Below are 16,145 nucleotides of genomic sequence, written 5' to 3'. Positions count from 1 at the left end.
GTGCCCATTCGTCATGAAGCCGGGGAACCGATGTCGGTCCCGGCTCTTAACGGGTCCGTCGCGGCCATCCCGGCCGCGGCGGGCTTGAGGGGACCGGGGGCGATGGCACCACCGACTGACGACGACGAGGTCGACCTGGGCATCAGCCTGGAAACCGTGGCGACGGTCGTCGACCATGCGCGGGCCCTGCAGGGCACGGAGGAAGGCGACCCGGAGCAGCTCTCCGAGGATGACGACAGCGAGGCGGCGCTGCTGCAAGAAGACCCGGACGACATGACCGAGGAAACGCTCGTCGCCTTCATCGACGGGCTGAACCAGGACGAGCAGGCGGCGCTCATCGCCTTGGCCTGGACCGGCCGCGGCGATTACGGGCCGGAGGACTGGGAGGAGGCGGTGCGCCTCGCCAACGAGCGGAACGAGCAGATGGCGGCAGGCGCCTACCTCCTCCAGATGGACATGCTGGGCGACCTGCTGGCCGAGGGCGTCGCGGCCTTCGGCCTCTCGATCGAGGATGTCGAGCGGTAGGGCATGATCGCCGGGGGCTGGAACGGCCGAAGGCGTGAATCATGCGATGAAATAGGGGCTCAGCCCGCCGGCGTCGCGGGCAATGCGGCGATCTCGCGGATCAGCTTCCGCTTCACCGCATTGCCGAAGCTCTGGAAGTCCTCGGCGACCACGACGAAGGCGCCGGGGCCGCCGATGACGTTCTCGCGGTAGTACTCGTCGAGCGGCACCGGCGGCATCCGGCCGAAGGTGGGGCGGTCGTTCACGATGGGCAGGCCGTTGATGGTCACGCCCTCGGCCACCACCCGGTCGCGGGCCAGCTCCACCGGCCCGCCGCTGTTGTTCACCCCGTCGCCGGAGACGTCGATCACCCGGCGCATCGCCTCGAAGGGGGCGTCGTTCAGCACCTTCAGCGAGAAGTCGAGCGCGCTCGAGATCGATGTCCAGGACAGCGAGGCGCGCGGGGCCTCGGCCAGGAGCTCCGACCAGGCCTCGGCATCCCCGGCGCCGGCGATGCGGTGCCAGGGCAGCAGGAGGCGCTGGTATTCGGCCCCGGCCCATTCGACATAGGCCAGCCCGATGGCGCCGATCATGCCGCCGCGCACGGCCTCGATCACCGCCGGGTCGGAGACGGCGTTGCGGTAGCCTTCGCGCTGGAGCCGGGCCTCGTCCTCATCGACCGAGCGCGAGACGTCGACGGCGAGGACCAGCAGGACGTCCACCGGTTCGCCCTCGGCCCGGGCGAGCCCGGGCGCAAGGGCGGCCGCACCCAACAGGGCGCGACGGCCGAGCCGCATGGTAGTGGAGTACGGCACGACCGTCGCCTCCTTGACGCTTGGCCGTCATGGAAGCCCGCGCGCGGACGGCGGTTCAAGCACGAACCGCCAAGGAAACGATTACAGTCCGGCGATTACGGCGGCGGCGACGCCGGCCACATCCTCCTCGGTGAGGTAGGGATGCATCGGCAGGGAGAGCACCTGGTGGCAAAGCCGCTCGCTGACCGGCAGCGGCGGCGGGCCGGACCTGTCCCCCTGGGCGATGCTGCCGGCATGGGCGGCGGCATAGGCCGGCTGGTGGTGCAGCGGCTTCGGGTAGTAGATCGCCGACGGGATGCCGGCCGCCTTCATGCTGTCCTGGACGCGGGCGCGGGCCGCGGCATCAGGCAGGACCACCGTGTAGATGCCCCAGGCGCTGCTGGCGCCGGCCGGGACCTGCGGGGTGCGGACCCGGCCGGCGAGATGCGCCTCGTACCAGGCGGCGGCCCGGGCGCGCGCCTTTAGCTCGCCCTCCAGCAGGGGGAGCTTGGCGAGCAGGATGGCGGCCTGGATGGAATCGAGCCGGCCGTTCATGCCGGTGCGCTGCACCTCGTAGCGCGTCTTGCCCTCGCCATGGGTGCGGAGTGAGCGGTAGAGCTCCGCCCGGTCGGCATCGTTGGTGAGGATGGCGCCGCCGTCGCCGTAGCAGCCGAGCGTCTTGGTCGGGTAGAAGCTCAGCGCCGTCGCATGGCCATGGGTGCCGAGCCGGCGGTTGCCGAGCGCACCGCCGAAGGCCTGGGCGGCATCGTCGAGGGCGAACATGCCGTGCCTGGCGCAGAGCGCCTCGATGGCGGGCCAGTCGGCCGGCAGGCCGTAGAGGTCGACGCCGACGACAGCACGGGGGCGCAGGCGCCCCTCCTTCCGCACCAGCTCCAGCCGGCGCTCGAGATCGGCGAGGTCGATGTTGAAGCTGCCCTCCTCGACATCGACGAAGACCGGCGTGGCGCCGAGGACGAGCGGCACCTCGGCCGTCGCCGTATAGGTGAAGGCGGGGAGGAAGACGGCGTCGCCCGGCCCGATGCCCTCGGCCATCATGGCGATCTGCAGCGCATCCGTGCCGGAGGAGACGCCGACCGCATGCGCGGCGCCGGAGAATTCGGCGAGCCCGGCCTCGATCGCATCGACCTCGGGGCCCTGGATGAATCGGCCATGGTCGAGGATGCGGGCGATGCCGGCATCGATCTCGGCCCGGATCAGCGCCTGCTGGGCCTTCATGTCGAAGAAGGCGATGGGGCGGGGTGCGGCTGTACTCATGCCCCCGGGGATAGACCGCCGGGGCGGACGGGACAAATCAAGCCCGGTATCGAAGCGCAACATCGCGTCGGGGCATGGGCTGGCGCCCGCGCGGGCGTAGAAGGGCGGCCGGAACCGGCCCCGTCGGCCCGCCTTACCCCCAAGGGCCGCCCCGGGGCCTGCCCGCCCGGGCCGAGGAGAGCGCGTGAGCAGCCGAATCCGCACCGATGCCGCCCTGCCGGACCCCATGCCCGAGGCGGCGCCCCACCCCACGGTGCGGCTCAGGACCGTCCTCGCCGGGGCGCTGCTGGCGATGATGCTGGCGGCGCTCGACCAGAACATCGTCAACACCGCCCTGCCGCGGATGGTAGGCGAGCTCGGGGGGATGGCGCATCTCTCCTGGGTGGTCACGGCCTTCATGCTGACCTCGACCACGACGACGCCGCTCTACGGCAAGCTCTCCGACCTCTACGGGCGGCGGCGGCTGTTCTTCGTCGCCATCTCGCTCTTCCTAGTCGGCTCGCTGCTCTGCGGGGCGGCGCAGTCGATGGGGCAGCTGATCGGCTTCCGGGCGCTGCAGGGGCTCGGGGCGGGCGGGCTCCTGGTGCTGGCCCAGGCGGTGATCGGCGACGTGGTGACGCCCCGGCAGCGGCCGCGCTACCAGGGGCTCTTCACCGGGACCTTCGCGCTCTCCAGCGTCGCCGGGCCGCTGCTCGGCGGCGTCATCACCTCGGCGCTGTCCTGGCGCTGGGTCTTCTACGTGAACCTGCCGATCGGCCTGCTCGCTATGGTGATGATCGCCATCGGGCTGAAGGCGCCGCCCTCGGGCCAGGCGCGCCAGGTCGACTATCTCGGCTCGGCGCTCCTGGCCGGCGCGACCGCCGCCCTGCTGCTGCTGCTGGCCTGGGGCGGGACGGAATTCCCCTGGGCCTCGGTCGAGAGCCTGGCGCTGGCGCTGGGGACGGCGGGGCTGATCGGCCTCTTCCTCTGGTGGGAGCTGCGGGCGCCGGAGCCGCTGATCCGCCTCGCCCTGTTCCGCAACGCGATCTTCGCCCGCGGCGTCGCGGTGGGCGGGATGATGACCTTCGCCATGCTCGGCTCCACCGTCTTCCTGCCGCTCTACTTCCAGCTCGTGCTCGGGATGAGCCCGGCGGTCGCCGGGATGATGATGCTGCCGCAGGTGGTGGGCATGGTGCTCAGCTCGGTCATCGGGGGGCGGATCGTCTCCCGGCTCGGGCGGAACAAGCCCTTCCTGCTGGCCGCGCTCGGGCTGGAGGCGGCGGCGCTGGCCAGCCTTGCCCTCTTCGCCTGGATGGCGGCGGGGCCGGCGGCCTTCCTGGTGTCGATGGGGGCGCTCGGGCTCGGCATGGGCATGGGCATGCCGAACCTGACGACGGCGGTGCAGAATGCGGTCGCGCACCGCGAGCTCGGCGCGGCGACGGGGGCGATGGCCTTCGTCCGCTCGCTCGGCGCCGCGATCGGGGTGGCGGCCTCGGGGATGATCATGACCTCGCGGCTCTCGGCGGCGCTGGCGGGCATCGGGGGCGGGCTCGACTTGGCCCGGCTGACCGAGCACGGGATCGAGGCGATGGCGGGGATGGGCCCCGCGCAGCAGGCCGCGGTCGGGGCGGCCTACCGCTCGGCGCTGACGGGTTGCTTCCTGCTCAGCGGCGTGGTGATGACGGCGGCCTTCCTGCTCGTCCTCGGCCTGCCGGAGCTGACGCTGCGTAACAGCCTCGGCGACGCGGATTGAGGGCGGCGCCCCATCCAGGATCATTGCCATGCCCGCTCCCATCGCCCTCGGCATCATCGGCTTCGGCATCATGGGGGAGCGGCTGCTCCGCGCGGCGCTCGACCACGCGGCGGGCAGCGTGCGCCCGGCCGGGGTGTGGGACCCGGCGGAGGCGGCGCGGGGGCGGCTGGCCGCGGTCCCGGGCGGGGTGCCGATGCTCGGCTCCGCCGAGGCGGTGATCGCGGCCTGCGACTGCCTGTACGTCGCCGCGCCGCCGGCGGCCCATATCCCGCTGGCCGAGGCGGCGCTAGCGGCAGGGCGGGCGGTCTTCCTCGAGAAGCCGCTGGCGACGGACCTGGCCGAGGCGCGGGCCTTCGTCGCCCGGGCGGAGGCAGGGGGCGCGCGGGCGGCGGTGAACTTCCCGATGGCCTCCTCGCCCGCGGTGCGCGACCTCGCCGCCTGGCGCGAGGGGCTGCGGCCGGCGGCGCTCGAGATCGAGGTCGGCTTCGCCGCCTGGCCGCGCGGCTGGCAGAGCGAGGCGGCAGGGTGGCTCGCGCGCCGGGCGGAAGGCGGCTTCACGCGGGAGGTGGTCTCCCATTTCCTCTTCCTCACCCGGCGGCAGCTCGGCCCGCTTGCGCTGGAGGAGGCTACGGTCGACTTCCCGCCGGGGGATGGGGCGGAGACGGCGATCCGCGCCCGGCTGCGGGCCGGCGGGGTGCCCGTGCAGCTCCTGGGCGGCGTCGGGACCACAACGAAGGACGACCACAATGCCTGGACGCTGAACGGTGCGATCCGGCTGCGCGACTGGTCCTTCGCCGAGCGGCGCGGGCCGGATGGTGCCTGGGCGCAGGCGCCGGATGCGCTGCCGAACGAGCGCATGCGGCCGCTGGTCCTGAGAGACCAGCTCGCCGGCGTGGCGGCGATGACCCGCGGCGAGCGGCACCACCTGGCGACGCTGCGCGAGGCGCTGGAGGTGCAGGAGGTGGTGGAGGCGATCCTGGCGGCCGGCCCGCGCGCCTGAGCGCGGCATCCGCCGCCCTGGCCGAATCACGGCGTCGCGCGTTGCCTCTGGCACCTCGTCAGGTCCGGAGGATATCCGATGCGTCATGACGCTTGCGGCTGCTGCGGCGGCCTGGTCCATCGCCCCGCCGTCCCGGGGCGCCGCGCCGTGATGGCCGGCGGCGCCCTGCTGGCCAGCCTGGCCCTGCCGCCCGGCCCCGCCCGGGCGGCAGGGCCGGTGCCGAAGACGGATCTCACCCCGGATGCCGCGCTCGGCCTGCTGAAGGCCGGCAACGACCAGTTCCGCACCGAGGCGCCCTTCCGCAGCGCCCAGGGCCGCGAGCGGCGGGTGGAGCTGGCGCGCGGGCAGGCGCCCTTCTGCGTGCTCGTCGGCTGCTCCGACAGCCGGGTGCCGCCCGAATTGCTGTTCGGCCGCGGCCTCGGCGAGCTGTTCATCGTCCGCAATGCCGGCAACACGGTCGATACCGCGGCGCTCGGCAGCGTCGAGTACGGCGTCGGCGTGCTCGGCTGCCCGCTGGTCGTGGTGCTCGGGCACGAGGGCTGCGGCGCCGTCGCCGCGGCGCTGGACGTAGTGCAGCGGAACGCGACCTTCCCCGGCGTGATCGGCGAGATGATCCAGCCGATCATCCCCGCGGTGCTCACCGCCCGCCGCCCCTCCGGCGAGGTGGAGCTGGACGATGCGGTGGTGGCGAATGCCCGGCGCGTGGCGACGCGGCTCAGGACGCAGAGCCCGGTGGTGCAGCAGCAGCTGCGCGAGGGCCGGCTGAAGATCGTCGCCGCCCGCTACGACCTCGACGATGGCAATGTGGACTGGCTCGAGGAGCGCTGAACCTCCCGGCCCCGCATGGAAGGGCGGCGGCTACTGCGCCTTCCGCGCCTCCTCCCCCTCCGCCTTGTGGGTGAACTCCGGCACCAGCCGGCCGAGCTGGGCGAGGGCGGCGCGGGTACTGCCGGCACGGCTGCTGGCGGCGATCTCGTCGATGGCGCGGCCGACCAGCGCCGGGTCCGCGGTGCGGGGCGTCGCCATCAGCAGGCCGCGGAACTCGGTCGGGCGCGGCGGCTCCTGGCCGTGGAACAGCTCCTCGTAGAGCTTCTCGCCGGGGCGGAGGCCGGTGAAGCGGATGTCCACATCCTCCTCCGGCCTGAGGCCGGCGAGGCGGATCATGCGGCGGGCGAGGTCGACGATCTTCACCGGCTTGCCCATGTCGAGGACGAAGATGCCGCCCTCGGCCAACTCCTTGGGCTGGTCGTCCCGGTCCTCGGCGCCGATGACCGAGGCCTGGAGGACGAGGCCCACCGCCTCGCGCACCGTCATGAAGTAGCGGCGCATGTCCGGATGGGTGACGGTGAGCGGCCCGCCGCGCTCGAGCTGGCGCCGGAAGAGCGGCACGACGGAGCCGGTCGAGCCCAGGACGTTGCCGAAGCGGACGGTGACGCAGCGCATGCCGCCCGTGGCGCGGGCCTCGCGCTCCAGCGCCTGGCAGTACATCTCGGCCAGGCGCTTGCTGGCGCCCATGACGCTGGTCGGGTTCACCGCCTTGTCGGTGGAGATGAAGACCATCGCCTTGCAGCCGACCGAGCGGGCGGCATCGGCCACGATCCGGGTACCGAGGGCGTTGGTCTGCAGCCCCTCCAGCGGGTCGTTCTCCACCATGGGGACGTGCTTGAGGGCGGCGGCGTGAAAGACGAGCTCGGGGCGCAGCTCCTCCATCAGCCGGCGCATGCGCGACTCGTCGCGGATATCGGCGAGCACGGCGCGGCGGGGGACGTCCGGGTTGCGCTCGCGGAGCTCGAGGTCGATCTCGTAGAGCGCGAACTCGCCATGGTCGAGTAGGGTGAGCTGCGCCGGGCCGAGGGCGGCCACCTGCCGGGCCAGCTCGCCGCCGATCGTGCCGCCGGCGCCGGTGACGAGGACGCGGCGGCTCTGGATCAGCCGCGCCATGCCCTCGCGGTCGAGCGGCACCTGCGGGCGGTCCAGCAGGTCCTCGATGAGGACGGGGCGGAGCTGGACGGGCTGCGCCTCCTTCGCCTGCAGCGGGTCATCCATCCGCCGCGCGGCCGGGTCGAGGCTGGTGATGGAGGGGGCGCGGCGGACCGGGACGCCGTGGCGGTCCGCGGCATCGAGCAGGCGCTCGAGGGCGAGGCCCTGGACATGGGAGGTCGTGAGCACGATGAGCGCCGGCAGCCGGTCCTCGTCCCGCATGCGGTCGAGCACGGCGGGAATCTCGTCCGCCGTGCCGAGGATCGGGTGGCCCTGGATGCGCCGCCCCGCCTGGCGCGAGCGCATGGAGAGGATGCCGACCACGCGGTAGCTCGGGCTCCGCTCCTGGGCGAGGCCGCGGATGAAGAGGCTGGCGCCGTCCCCGGCGCCCACCAGCAGCACGGGCTGGGCAGCGCCGACGCCCTCCGGCCCGCGCCGCCCGTGATGCAGCCGCCCGGCGACGCGCGGCGCCCCGAGCAACAGGCCGAGGGTGAGCGCATGGATGGCTGGGAAGGCGGGGTTCGGCGGCTCCCAGCCATGCAGCAGGCGCAGCCCGCCGGAGAAGAGGATCGCGGCCATCACCGCCGCGCCCGCGATGCCGAGGAGGTCCGGCAGGCCGGCATAGCGCCAGTACTGCTGCGGCAGTCGCACCGGCAGCCCGGCCGCGAGCAGCGTCAGAGCCGCGCCGGGCAGGGCGAGCAGCCACCAGGGCAGGGCGGTCGGCTCCGGCGGCCAGGCACCGGGCGCGGCCAGCGCCATCGCTGCCGGCAGGGCGAGGCAGGCGATCAGGCTGTCGAGCAGCAGGTTCAGCAGGATTCGGTGCGGCGCGCGGCGGGCCATGGCGCCGCTATAGGCCGGCGGGCGCCGCTTGGCTATCGACGCTTGGGGGAGCGAGCGTCCGGTACAGCGCGACGAGCCGCGCCGTCTCGGCCGGCCAGGCATAGCGGGTGACGGCGGCGGCCCGCCCGGCAGCGCCGAGCCGGGCCCGCCGCCCCGGGCAGCCGAGGTCGCGGATGGCGGCCGCAATGGCGCCCGGGTCGGCGGTCTCGACCAGCCGGCCGCAGCCGGCATCGCGGATGACGGCCGCGACCTCGGTGGCGAAGGCCGGGACGATGACCGGCAGGCCGGCCAGCATCGCATCGAGCAATTTATGCGGCAGGGCGAGCCGGTGGTTGGTCTCGCCCGGCTGGAACAGGACGAGGGCGATGTCGGCCTCCGCCACCAGCGCCAGCGCCTCCGCATGCGGTCGCCAGCCGAGGCATTCGATCCGGGGCGCGAGGCCGAGGCGCGCGGCCTCGGCCGCGAATGCCGCCTCCGACCCGTCGGTGAAGCGGCCGACGAGGCGGAGGCGCGTGTCGCCCGGCAGCAGGGCGAGGGCGGCGAGCAGCTGAGGCCAGCCGCGGCTCCGCGTCATCGCGCCGGCATGGACCAGGGTGAGCGGGCCGGGCCGGTGCTCGCGCGGGGCGAGGGCTGCGGGCAGCGCGTAGTTCCGCACCGCGATGGTGCGGCGGGGGGCGGCGAAATCCTCGGCCAGCCCGTCCTTCGCCACCACCACCGCATCGGCGGCGCGGGCGGCCAAGCGGCAGGCGAGGCGGAGTGTCGACCGGGCCAGCGGCCGGAGTGGGCGGGGGAGGCGGGAATCCAAGCGGGAAGGGTAGTGCTCATGCACGTCGAGCACCACACGGGCGCCGCTGCGCCGCGCGGCCCAGAGGGCGGCGAGCCAGGCATCCGGCTCGCTGGCGTGCAGGATGCGGGCGCCGCTCGACGCTGCGCGGCGGGCGAGCCGGGGCAGGTTGAGCAGGCGCCCGCGCCAGCCGGGGCGGCGGCGATAGGTCTCGATGGCGACGCCGGCGACGCGCCCCGGCGCATCGGCGGGGCCGGGGGCGAGGTGGCGGACCGGCCAGCCGGCCTCGGCAAGCGCCGCGGCCTCCTCTTGCGGACCACGCGGATGTCGTCGGGCGGATGGGCCGCGGAGAGCATCAGGATCATCCGGCGCACCAGTCCTGCTCCGCGAGATGGGCAACCATGCGGGCCCCGGCCCCGCCATCCCAGAGCGGGATCGGCCGGGCGCGCGGCCATTTGCCGGCCAGGACGGCGGCGACCGAGGCCGCCAGGGCGGCCGGGGCGACGAGGCGGCTGGAGCCCGCCTCCAGCTTCACCGGCCGCTCCGTGCTCGGGCGGAGGGTGAGGCAGGGGAGGTCGAGCACCACGCTCTCCTCCTGCACCCCGCCGCTGTCGGTCGCTGCCAGCCGGGCGCCCGCCAGCAGGGCGAGGAAGTCCGGATAGGCCAGCGGCGGTAGCAGGGCGATGCCGGGCGGCGGGGCGAGGCCATGGCCGGCGAGGCGGGCGGCGGCCCGGGGATGCACCGGCCAGGCGAGGGGCAGGAGGCGGGCGGCGGCGCCGAGGCCGTCGAGCAGCGCCGCGAAGGCCGCAGGGTCGTCCACATTGGCGGCGCGGTGCAGGGTGACGACGCCGTAGCCGCCCGGGGCGAGGCCCGGCGGCAGCGGCCGGGCGCGGGCGGCGGGAAGCTGGCGGAGCAGCGTGTCGATCATCGCATTGCCGACGGCGCGGACCTCGCCATGCCCCGCGCCGCGGAGGCGGGCGGCGCTCGCCTCGTCCGGCGCCCAGTGATGGGTGGCGATGGCGTCGATGGCGCGGCGGTTGATCTCCTCGGGCATGTCGGCATCGTCGCAGCGGAGCCCGGCCTCCAGATGGACCAGCGGCAGGCCGAGCCTGCGGGCCGCGAGCGCGGCGGCGAGCGCGCCGTCGACATCGCCGGCGACGACCACGGCGGCGGGTCGGCGGCTCTGCCAGCATTCGGCCGCCGCCATCATGGTGCGGCCGGTGAGCGCCGCATGGCCGCCCCCGGCGATGCCGAGGCTGATCGCCGGCTCGGGCAGGCCGAGCGCGGCGAGGTGGTCGCCGAAGAGGCCGGCATCGTGATGCTGCCCGGTATGGAGCAGCACGGGGCGAAGGGGCAGGCGCGCCTCGGCCAGCGCAGGCCAGAGGGCGGCGAGCTTCGGCAGGTTGGGCCGGGCGGCGGCGACCAGGTGCAGCTCCATCAGGCGGCGGCCTCGACTAGGGCGCAGAAGCGGTCGGCAAGCAGCCGCCGGTCCCAGCGCTGCTCGGCCTGGAGGCGGGCGGCGTGGCCGAGCGCGGCGCGGCGCGCCGGGTCGGCGGCGAGCGTATCGAGCGCGGCGGCGAGGGCGGCCGCATCGCCCGGCGGGGTGACCAGGCCGCAGAGCCCCTCCTCCAGCAGCCGGGCGGCGCGGCCGGGGCAGTTGGCGACGACCGGAAGGCCCGCCGCCAGGTAGTCCATCAGCTTGTTTGGCGCGGTCCATTCGGCGAAGGTCGGCACCGGCGCCAGGCATTGCAGCCCGACCTGGCTGCCGGCCAGCAGCGCGGCCAGGCGCGGCTTCGCCAGCGGGTCGAGGAAGTGGAGGTTGCGCAGGCCGGCGGCGGCAGCCTGCAGGCGGCGCTTCTCCGCGCCCTCGCCGACCAGCAGCAAATGGAGGCGCCGGTCCCGCACCCGTGCGGCCGCCTCGATCAGCTGGTGGAGGCCATTGGCCGGGCCATGGGCGCCGGCATAGGTGGCGAGCACCGCATCGGGCGGCAGGCCGGGCGGGCGCCAGGGCAGGACGTGGGGGCCGAACAGCGCGAGGTCGCAGCCATTCGGCAGCACCGAGACCTCGCGGGCGCCGTGGGCGCGGGCGGTCTCGGCCATGCCCTCAGAGAGGGCGATGACGGCCCGGGCCTGGCGGCAGGCGGCATCCGCCAGCCGGTCCATCGCCCACCAGAGGCCGGGGCTGCCGATCCCCATGGCGCGCGGCAGCTCCGGCCAGGGGTCGCGGATCTCGAAAACGAAGGGCAGGTGGCGCAGCCGCTGGGCGAGCAGAGCAGGCAGGGCGACGCTCAGCGGCGTCGAGCTGGCGAGCGCCAGGTCGAACCGGCCGGACAGCGCCAGCCCGGCGGCGCGGCCGGCATAGCGCAGGAAGGCGCCGGCCCGCTCGCGGAGGCCCTGGCGGTTGCCGCAGGGGACGGCGAATTCGACGACGCGGAAGGCATCGACCGCGCCCTCGCGCCGGCCGCGGCCGAAGGGGCCGGCGAGGCCGGTCTCGGCACCCTCGTAGCCGCCGCAGGCCAGCGTCACCCGGTGGCCGCGGGCGGCCAGCGCCCGGGCCATGGCGAAGCTGCGCGTCGCCGTGGCGCCGCCGGGGGTGGAGAAATGCTGGTGGAGATAGAGGATGCGCATCGGGTGCCCTGCCCCCGCATCCCGGCCGGGGCCGGGAGGCATGGGCGGTTCGCTCCCGCCGGCCGATGGCATGCCGAGGCGGGCCCATCAGCGCCGCCACAGGCGGCGCAGCACGCCGACCACCCGGTCCTGCTGGCGGATGGTCAGCGCGCTGCCGGAGGGCAGGCACAGGGCGCGCTCGAACAGGCTGGCAGCGACGGTGCCGCCTCGCGGCACGGCGCGCCGAGGGCGGGGTCGAGCAGCAGGGCGGTCAGCCAGCGGGTGCCGCGGCTCCAGCCGGGCTCGGGCATGAAGGCAATCCCCGGCAGGTCGCCGAGGCCGGCTCGGTAGCGCTCGAAGATGGCGCGGCGGGCGGCGACGCGGTCCGTCAGCGCGCCGAGCTGCGCCAGGCCGAGCGCGGCGAGGACGGAGGAGAGGCCGTAGGAATAGCCCGTCGTCTCATGCTCGTAATGCGGCGCCGGGCGCCTGGCCTGGTTGGCGAGGCCGCGCGCCTCGGCGATGAGCGCCGAATCGGCCGAGGCCAGCGCCCCGCCGCCGCCGGCGGTGACGATCTTGTTGCCGTTGAAGCTGAAGGCCGCCAGGCGGGCGCCCTGGCCGGCCGGGCGGCCGCGATAGGTGGCGCCGAGCGCCTCCGCGCTGTCGCAGAGCACGGGCACGCTCCAGCGGTCGCAGAGGCCGAGGATGGCGTCGAGGTCGCAGCTCTGGCCGAAGAGGTCGACCGGGACGACGGCGCGGGGCAGCCGGCCGGCGCGGGCGGCCCGCCCCAGCTCGCGCTCCAGGAGATTCGGGTCGAGGGTCCAGCTTTCGGGCGAGACGTCGAGGAAGCGGGGGCGGGCGCCCATCTGCACCGCCGGGGCGATGGTGGCGACATAGGTGAGGGTCGCGGTCCAGACCTCGTCGCCCCGCTCGAGGCCGAGGCAGCGGTAGCCGAGATGCAGCGCCGCCGTGCCGGAGGCCAGCGCCAGGACATGCGGCTGGCCGGTCGCCTCGGCGATCGCGGCCTCGAAGGCGGCCGGGGCGGGGCCGGCGGGCGCCACCCAGCCGGATTGCAGCGTGGCGGCGAGGGCCGGCAGCTCGCCCCCCGTTAGATGCGGCGGCGAGAGCAGGATGGGCACCGCCGGCTCGGTGCGCGGCCGCAGGCGGTGAATCGGCGGGGCAAGCTGCACCGCCTCGGCGATCGGCATGGGCAGGGCTTTCGTTATGATAATAGACTATATGCATATCGGAACGAACAGCCGCAAGCCCGGCGGACGGCAAGGGCGGCGCCCTGCCGCGCGGCGCTGGGCGCCATGGCCGACGACACCCGCCCGTCTCGCGCGCCGGCATGGCCGGCTTCCCGATCGCCTACTTCGCCGGGGCGCTGCTCAGCGACACCGCCCATGCCGGCACGGCCGGGATGATGCGGGTGAATTTCCCGCCTGGCTGCTCGCGGTCGGCATGCTCCAGCCGCAACCCGGCAAGCTCCGGCGAATGCCAACGGGATGTCGGCAACACGGCCCGGTGGGGAGGGCGGCGGGCGGGGGTGGCCGAACCACCCCCGCCAAGGGGGTCAGGCGGTGCCGGCCACCTGGCCCTCGGCACGGCGGGACTGCCAGAGGGCGACGAAGTCGATCGGCGCCAGCATCACCGGCGGGAAGCCGCCCTCGCGCGTCACATCGGCCAGGATGTTCCGGGCGAAGGGGAAGAGCAGGCGCGGGCACTCGACCAGCAGCACCGGCTCCAGCTGCTCTGGCGGCACGTTCACGGTGAAGATGCCGCAGTAGACCAGCTCGGCGATGAAGCAGGCGCGCCCCTCGGCCTGGGCATCGGCGCGAATCTGCAGCGAGACCTCGAAGACGTTGCCGCCCTCCTGCACCGGCCGCGCCTGGACGTCGAGCTGGAGGTCAACGCGCGGCTGCTCGCGCAGCGTGGCGAAGATCTCGGGCGCCCCCGGCACCTCGAAGGAGAGGTCCTTGGTGTATTGGATGTTCAGCACCAGCGGGCCCTGCGGGGCCCCGGGGGAGGATTGATTGGGGTCGCCGTTCGGCAGGTCGGACATCGGGGCGCCTTTCACGAGGAGGCGGGGCGGTTAGCACGCCCCCGCCGGGCTGTCAGGGCTTGACCGCGGTCGGGTGCGGCTGCCGCCACTGGATCGCCTCCGGCGCCGGCGCGGTCGGGTCGCAGCGGCGCCACTCGCCGTTCATCACCCGCTCCCCGGTCATGGCCAGGATGAAGCCCCAATGCGAGACGACCAGCGTCTCCCGCCAGTCCGGCAGCGCCGCCATCTCGGCGCGGAACAGGGCGGCGCGGGCCTCGATGCCATGGTCCGGCTCCTCCACCGCGGGCCACCAGACATCGTCGATATGGGCGAAGTCGAGGCCGGGGAAGGCGATGGCGAGCTCGGTGCAGGGCGAGCCGATGTCGCAGGAGAAGGCGTAGCGCTCCCGCACGGTCGGGTTCACCAGGATCGGCAGGCCATGCTGGCGGGCGATGGGCGCCGCCGTCTGCAGGGCGCGGGTATAGGGCGAGGCGATGATGCGGGTGATGCGCTCGCCGGCCAGCGCCAGCACCGCCGCCTCGGCCTGCTGCAGACCGAGCTCGGTCAGCTTCGGGTCGGGAATGCCGGGGTCGCGCTTGGTCGCGGTGAAATGGAGGTTGAACTCGCTCTGCCCATGGCGCAGCAGGATCACTGTGGTCTTCCTCCCGGCATTCCTGCCCCGGCGTAGCGGGGGCGCACCGGGCCGGCAAGCGCCGTTCATGGGTCATTGTTTATGGCCCCGCCATCCTCCCGGCCGTTGCGGGGGAGGGGTCGCTCGCCTAGATAGGTGAAAAGGAGTTCATGATGACGGGCGGATTTCCGGTCGATCTCATCCTGTTTGCGATGATCGCGGCTTTCCTCGTGCTGCGGCTGCGGAGCGTGCTCGGCAAGCGCACGGGCTTCGAACGGCCGGTACAGCCGGAAGCGCGGCCGGCGGGCTTCGACCCGCGCGGCGGCGCAATAGAGGGCGTCGCCGAGGAAGTACGCGGCCCTGCCGCGGCGGCGGGAAGCCGGCGCGTGGTGCCCGACCCGCGCACGCCGCCGGGCCAGGCGCTGTCACGCATCGCCGGACTCGACCGCAGCTTCGAGCCGAACGCCTTCCTCGACGGGGCGGAGGCGGCCTTCCGCATGATCGTGGCCGCCTTCGCCGCCGGCGACCGGCAGACGCTGCGAGCGCTGCTGTCGGACGACACCTATGCCGGTTTCGAGCAGGCCATCACCGCGCGGGAGAATGCCGGCGAGACCCAGCGGACCGAGCTGCGCGCCGTGCATGAGCTGGCGATCGAGGCGGCCGACCTGCGCGGCAGCATCGCCGACGTCACCATCCGCTTCGTCACCGACCAGATCAACCTGACCACCGGCCGCAACGGCGAGGTGGTGACGGGCAGCGACGCGGTGACCGAGCTGACCGATGTCTGGACCTTCCAGCGCGACCTGAACCAGGCGGACCCGACCTGGAAGCTGGTCGCCACCCGCTCGGCCTAGACCTTCCCGCGGCCTTGCGGCGGGGCGTCCTACGGCCTTCCGCGGCCTCGCCGCCGGGGGCCTCCGAGCCGGCTCTGGCGTTGCTCCTCCTCGGCCTTGCCCTGATGCTGGGCGGGGCGGGCTGGCCGTCGGACTGGCCGGGCGAGGCGCCGGAGGCGGCGCTGGCGCCCTTTCTCCGTTCCTGCGAGGCGTGGCGCGCCGGGCCGCCGGAGTTCGCCGCTCCCTGGGCCGAGGCCTGCGCGGCCGCCGAGGCGGTGCCGCCGGGCGAAGCGGCCGCCTTCTTCGAGCGCGCCTTCGCGCCGCACCCGCTGGGGGAAGGGCTCGTTACCGGCTACTACGAGCCCGAGTTGCGCGGAGCGGAGGTGCCGGGCAGCGGCTATGCCGTGCCGCTCTTCGCCCTGCCGCCCGACGGGCCGCTGCGGCTGCTGGACCGTGGCGCCATCGAGGCGGGTGGGCTCGAGGGGCAGGGGCTGGAACTCGCCTGGGTGGATGACCCGGTCGATGCCTTCTTCCTGCAGATCCAGGGCTCCGGCCGGATCGGGCTGCCGGACGGGCGGGTGCTGCGGCTCGGCTATGCCGGGCGGAATGCGCATCCCTACCGGCCGATCGGCCGCAGCCTGATCGAGCGCGGCGCCATCGCCCGCGAGGCCATGTCGATGCAGGCTATCCGCGCCTGGCTCGGCACCGCCCCGCCCGGGGAGGCGGCGGCGCTGCTCAGGGAGAACCCCGCATTCGTCTTCTTCCGCCCCGTCGCGGGGCTCGCACCGGAGATGGGCCCGATTGGCACGCTCGGGGTGCCGCTGACGCCCGGGCGGTCGCTCGCCGTCGATGCGGGGATCGTGCCGCTCGGCGCGCTGGTCTTCCTCGAGACGCGGGACCCGCTGAACGGCCGGCCGATCCGCCGTATCGTCCTGGCGCAGGACACTGGGGGCGCGATCCGCGGCATGGCCCGCGGCGACCTGTTCTGGGGCTGGGGGGCCGATGCTGCGGCGCGGGCCGGGCTGATGCGCGAGCCGGCCCGACTGTTCCTGCTACTGCCCCGCTGACGGAGCAGTACAGTTTCGGACTCGGCGTCCTTCCGCCGGGGCCGCGGTGCGCCTAGATTG

Annotated in this window: 16 protein-coding genes; 6 read left to right on the top strand and 10 right to left on the bottom strand. The window is 74.5% G+C overall.

The features are described from left to right. Window positions 1–102: 102 nt before the first annotated feature. The gene (locus AC5JJ1_RS07000) at window positions 103–525 is read left to right on the top strand and encodes a DUF3775 domain-containing protein (protein ID WP_495784391.1); all 423 of its coding nucleotides are present in this window, start codon (window positions 103–105) and stop codon (window positions 523–525) included. Between the two features lie 59 nt (window positions 526–584). On the opposite strand, the gene AC5JJ1_RS06995 is transcribed toward AC5JJ1_RS07000, so the two are convergent. Both AC5JJ1_RS06995 and AC5JJ1_RS06990 read right to left on the bottom strand, forming a co-directional pair. Further along, window positions 585–1,319 (bottom strand): DUF1194 domain-containing protein, encoded by a 735-nt coding sequence (locus AC5JJ1_RS06995; protein WP_495784390.1) that lies wholly within the window; start codon window positions 1,317–1,319, stop codon window positions 585–587. 81 nt (window positions 1,320–1,400) lie between these two features. Further along, the gene (locus AC5JJ1_RS06990) at window positions 1,401–2,573 is read right to left on the bottom strand and encodes a DegT/DnrJ/EryC1/StrS family aminotransferase (RefSeq protein WP_495784389.1); all 1,173 of its coding nucleotides are present in this window, start codon (window positions 2,571–2,573) and stop codon (window positions 1,401–1,403) included. Window positions 2,574–2,757: 184 nt separating this feature from the next. Here AC5JJ1_RS06990 and AC5JJ1_RS06985 point away from each other — a divergent pair, with 184 nt between their 5' ends. The 3 genes from AC5JJ1_RS06985 to AC5JJ1_RS06975 all read left to right on the top strand — a co-directional run bounded on the left by AC5JJ1_RS06985 (window position 2,758) and on the right by AC5JJ1_RS06975 (window position 6,133). Further along, window positions 2,758–4,305, top strand: a complete 1,548-nt coding sequence (locus AC5JJ1_RS06985; protein WP_495784388.1) for a DHA2 family efflux MFS transporter permease subunit — start codon at window positions 2,758–2,760, stop codon at window positions 4,303–4,305. 28 nt (window positions 4,306–4,333) lie between these two features. Continuing rightward, window positions 4,334–5,305 carry a Gfo/Idh/MocA family oxidoreductase gene (locus AC5JJ1_RS06980; protein ID WP_495784387.1) on the top strand — a complete coding sequence of 324 codons (972 nt, stop codon included), beginning with the start codon at window positions 4,334–4,336 and terminating at the stop codon, window positions 5,303–5,305. Between the two features lie 78 nt (window positions 5,306–5,383). Next, on the top strand, window positions 5,384–6,133 hold the full coding sequence (locus tag AC5JJ1_RS06975) for a carbonic anhydrase (protein ID WP_495784386.1): 750 nt from the start codon (window positions 5,384–5,386) through the stop codon (window positions 6,131–6,133). A 30-nt stretch (window positions 6,134–6,163) separates the two neighbouring features. Here AC5JJ1_RS06975 and AC5JJ1_RS06970 read toward each other — a convergent pair whose 3' ends face one another. The 8 genes from AC5JJ1_RS06970 to AC5JJ1_RS06935 all read right to left on the bottom strand — a co-directional run bounded on the left by AC5JJ1_RS06970 (window position 6,164) and on the right by AC5JJ1_RS06935 (window position 14,206). Continuing rightward, window positions 6,164–8,125: a polysaccharide biosynthesis protein gene (locus AC5JJ1_RS06970; protein WP_495784385.1), complete on the bottom strand. Its 1,962-nt coding sequence runs from the start codon at window positions 8,123–8,125 to the stop codon at window positions 6,164–6,166. Window positions 8,126–8,132: 7 nt separating this feature from the next. Further along, complete coding sequence (locus AC5JJ1_RS06965) at window positions 8,133–9,308, bottom strand: glycosyltransferase (RefSeq protein WP_495784384.1); 1,176 nt, start codon at window positions 9,306–9,308, stop codon at window positions 8,133–8,135. Next, window positions 9,271–10,347, bottom strand: coding sequence for a UDP-N-acetyl glucosamine 2-epimerase (locus tag AC5JJ1_RS06960; protein WP_495784383.1), 1,077 nt, complete (start codon window positions 10,345–10,347; stop codon window positions 9,271–9,273). The genes AC5JJ1_RS06965 and AC5JJ1_RS06960 overlap by 38 nt, the downstream gene beginning before the upstream one ends. Continuing rightward, window positions 10,347–11,579: a glycosyltransferase family 4 protein gene (locus AC5JJ1_RS06955; protein WP_495784382.1), complete on the bottom strand. Its 1,233-nt coding sequence runs from the start codon at window positions 11,577–11,579 to the stop codon at window positions 10,347–10,349. Before AC5JJ1_RS06955 ends, AC5JJ1_RS06960 begins: the two co-directional genes overlap by 1 nt. A 101-nt stretch (window positions 11,580–11,680) precedes the next feature. After that, the gene (locus tag AC5JJ1_RS06950) at window positions 11,681–12,721 is read right to left on the bottom strand and encodes a DegT/DnrJ/EryC1/StrS family aminotransferase (protein WP_495784381.1); all 1,041 of its coding nucleotides are present in this window, start codon (window positions 12,719–12,721) and stop codon (window positions 11,681–11,683) included. Window positions 12,722–12,881: 160 nt separating this feature from the next. Further along, complete coding sequence (locus AC5JJ1_RS06945; protein ID WP_495784380.1) at window positions 12,882–13,028, bottom strand: hypothetical protein; 147 nt, start codon at window positions 13,026–13,028, stop codon at window positions 12,882–12,884. Window positions 13,029–13,086: 58 nt separating this feature from the next. After that, window positions 13,087–13,575, bottom strand: a complete 489-nt coding sequence (secB, locus tag AC5JJ1_RS06940; protein ID WP_495784379.1) for a protein-export chaperone SecB — start codon at window positions 13,573–13,575, stop codon at window positions 13,087–13,089. 52 nt (window positions 13,576–13,627) lie between these two features. Then, entirely contained in the window at window positions 13,628–14,206 is a 579-nt protein-coding gene (locus AC5JJ1_RS06935) for a histidine phosphatase family protein (RefSeq protein ID WP_495784378.1), read from the bottom strand. A gap of 191 nt (window positions 14,207–14,397) precedes the next feature. Here AC5JJ1_RS06935 and AC5JJ1_RS06930 point away from each other — a divergent pair, with 191 nt between their 5' ends. Together AC5JJ1_RS06930 and mltA are read left to right on the top strand one after the other, a co-directional pair. Continuing rightward, window positions 14,398–15,039 carry a Tim44/TimA family putative adaptor protein gene (locus AC5JJ1_RS06930; protein WP_495784377.1) on the top strand — a complete coding sequence of 214 codons (642 nt, stop codon included), beginning with the start codon at window positions 14,398–14,400 and terminating at the stop codon, window positions 15,037–15,039. Window positions 15,040–15,119: 80 nt separating this feature from the next. Next, window positions 15,120–16,085 carry a murein transglycosylase A gene (gene mltA, locus AC5JJ1_RS06925; RefSeq protein ID WP_495784376.1) on the top strand — a complete coding sequence of 322 codons (966 nt, stop codon included), beginning with the start codon at window positions 15,120–15,122 and terminating at the stop codon, window positions 16,083–16,085. Window positions 16,086–16,145: the final 60 nt, after the last annotated feature.

The organism is Belnapia sp. (assembly GCF_059504005.1).
This window is presented reverse-complemented; position numbering and strand designations above follow the sequence as displayed.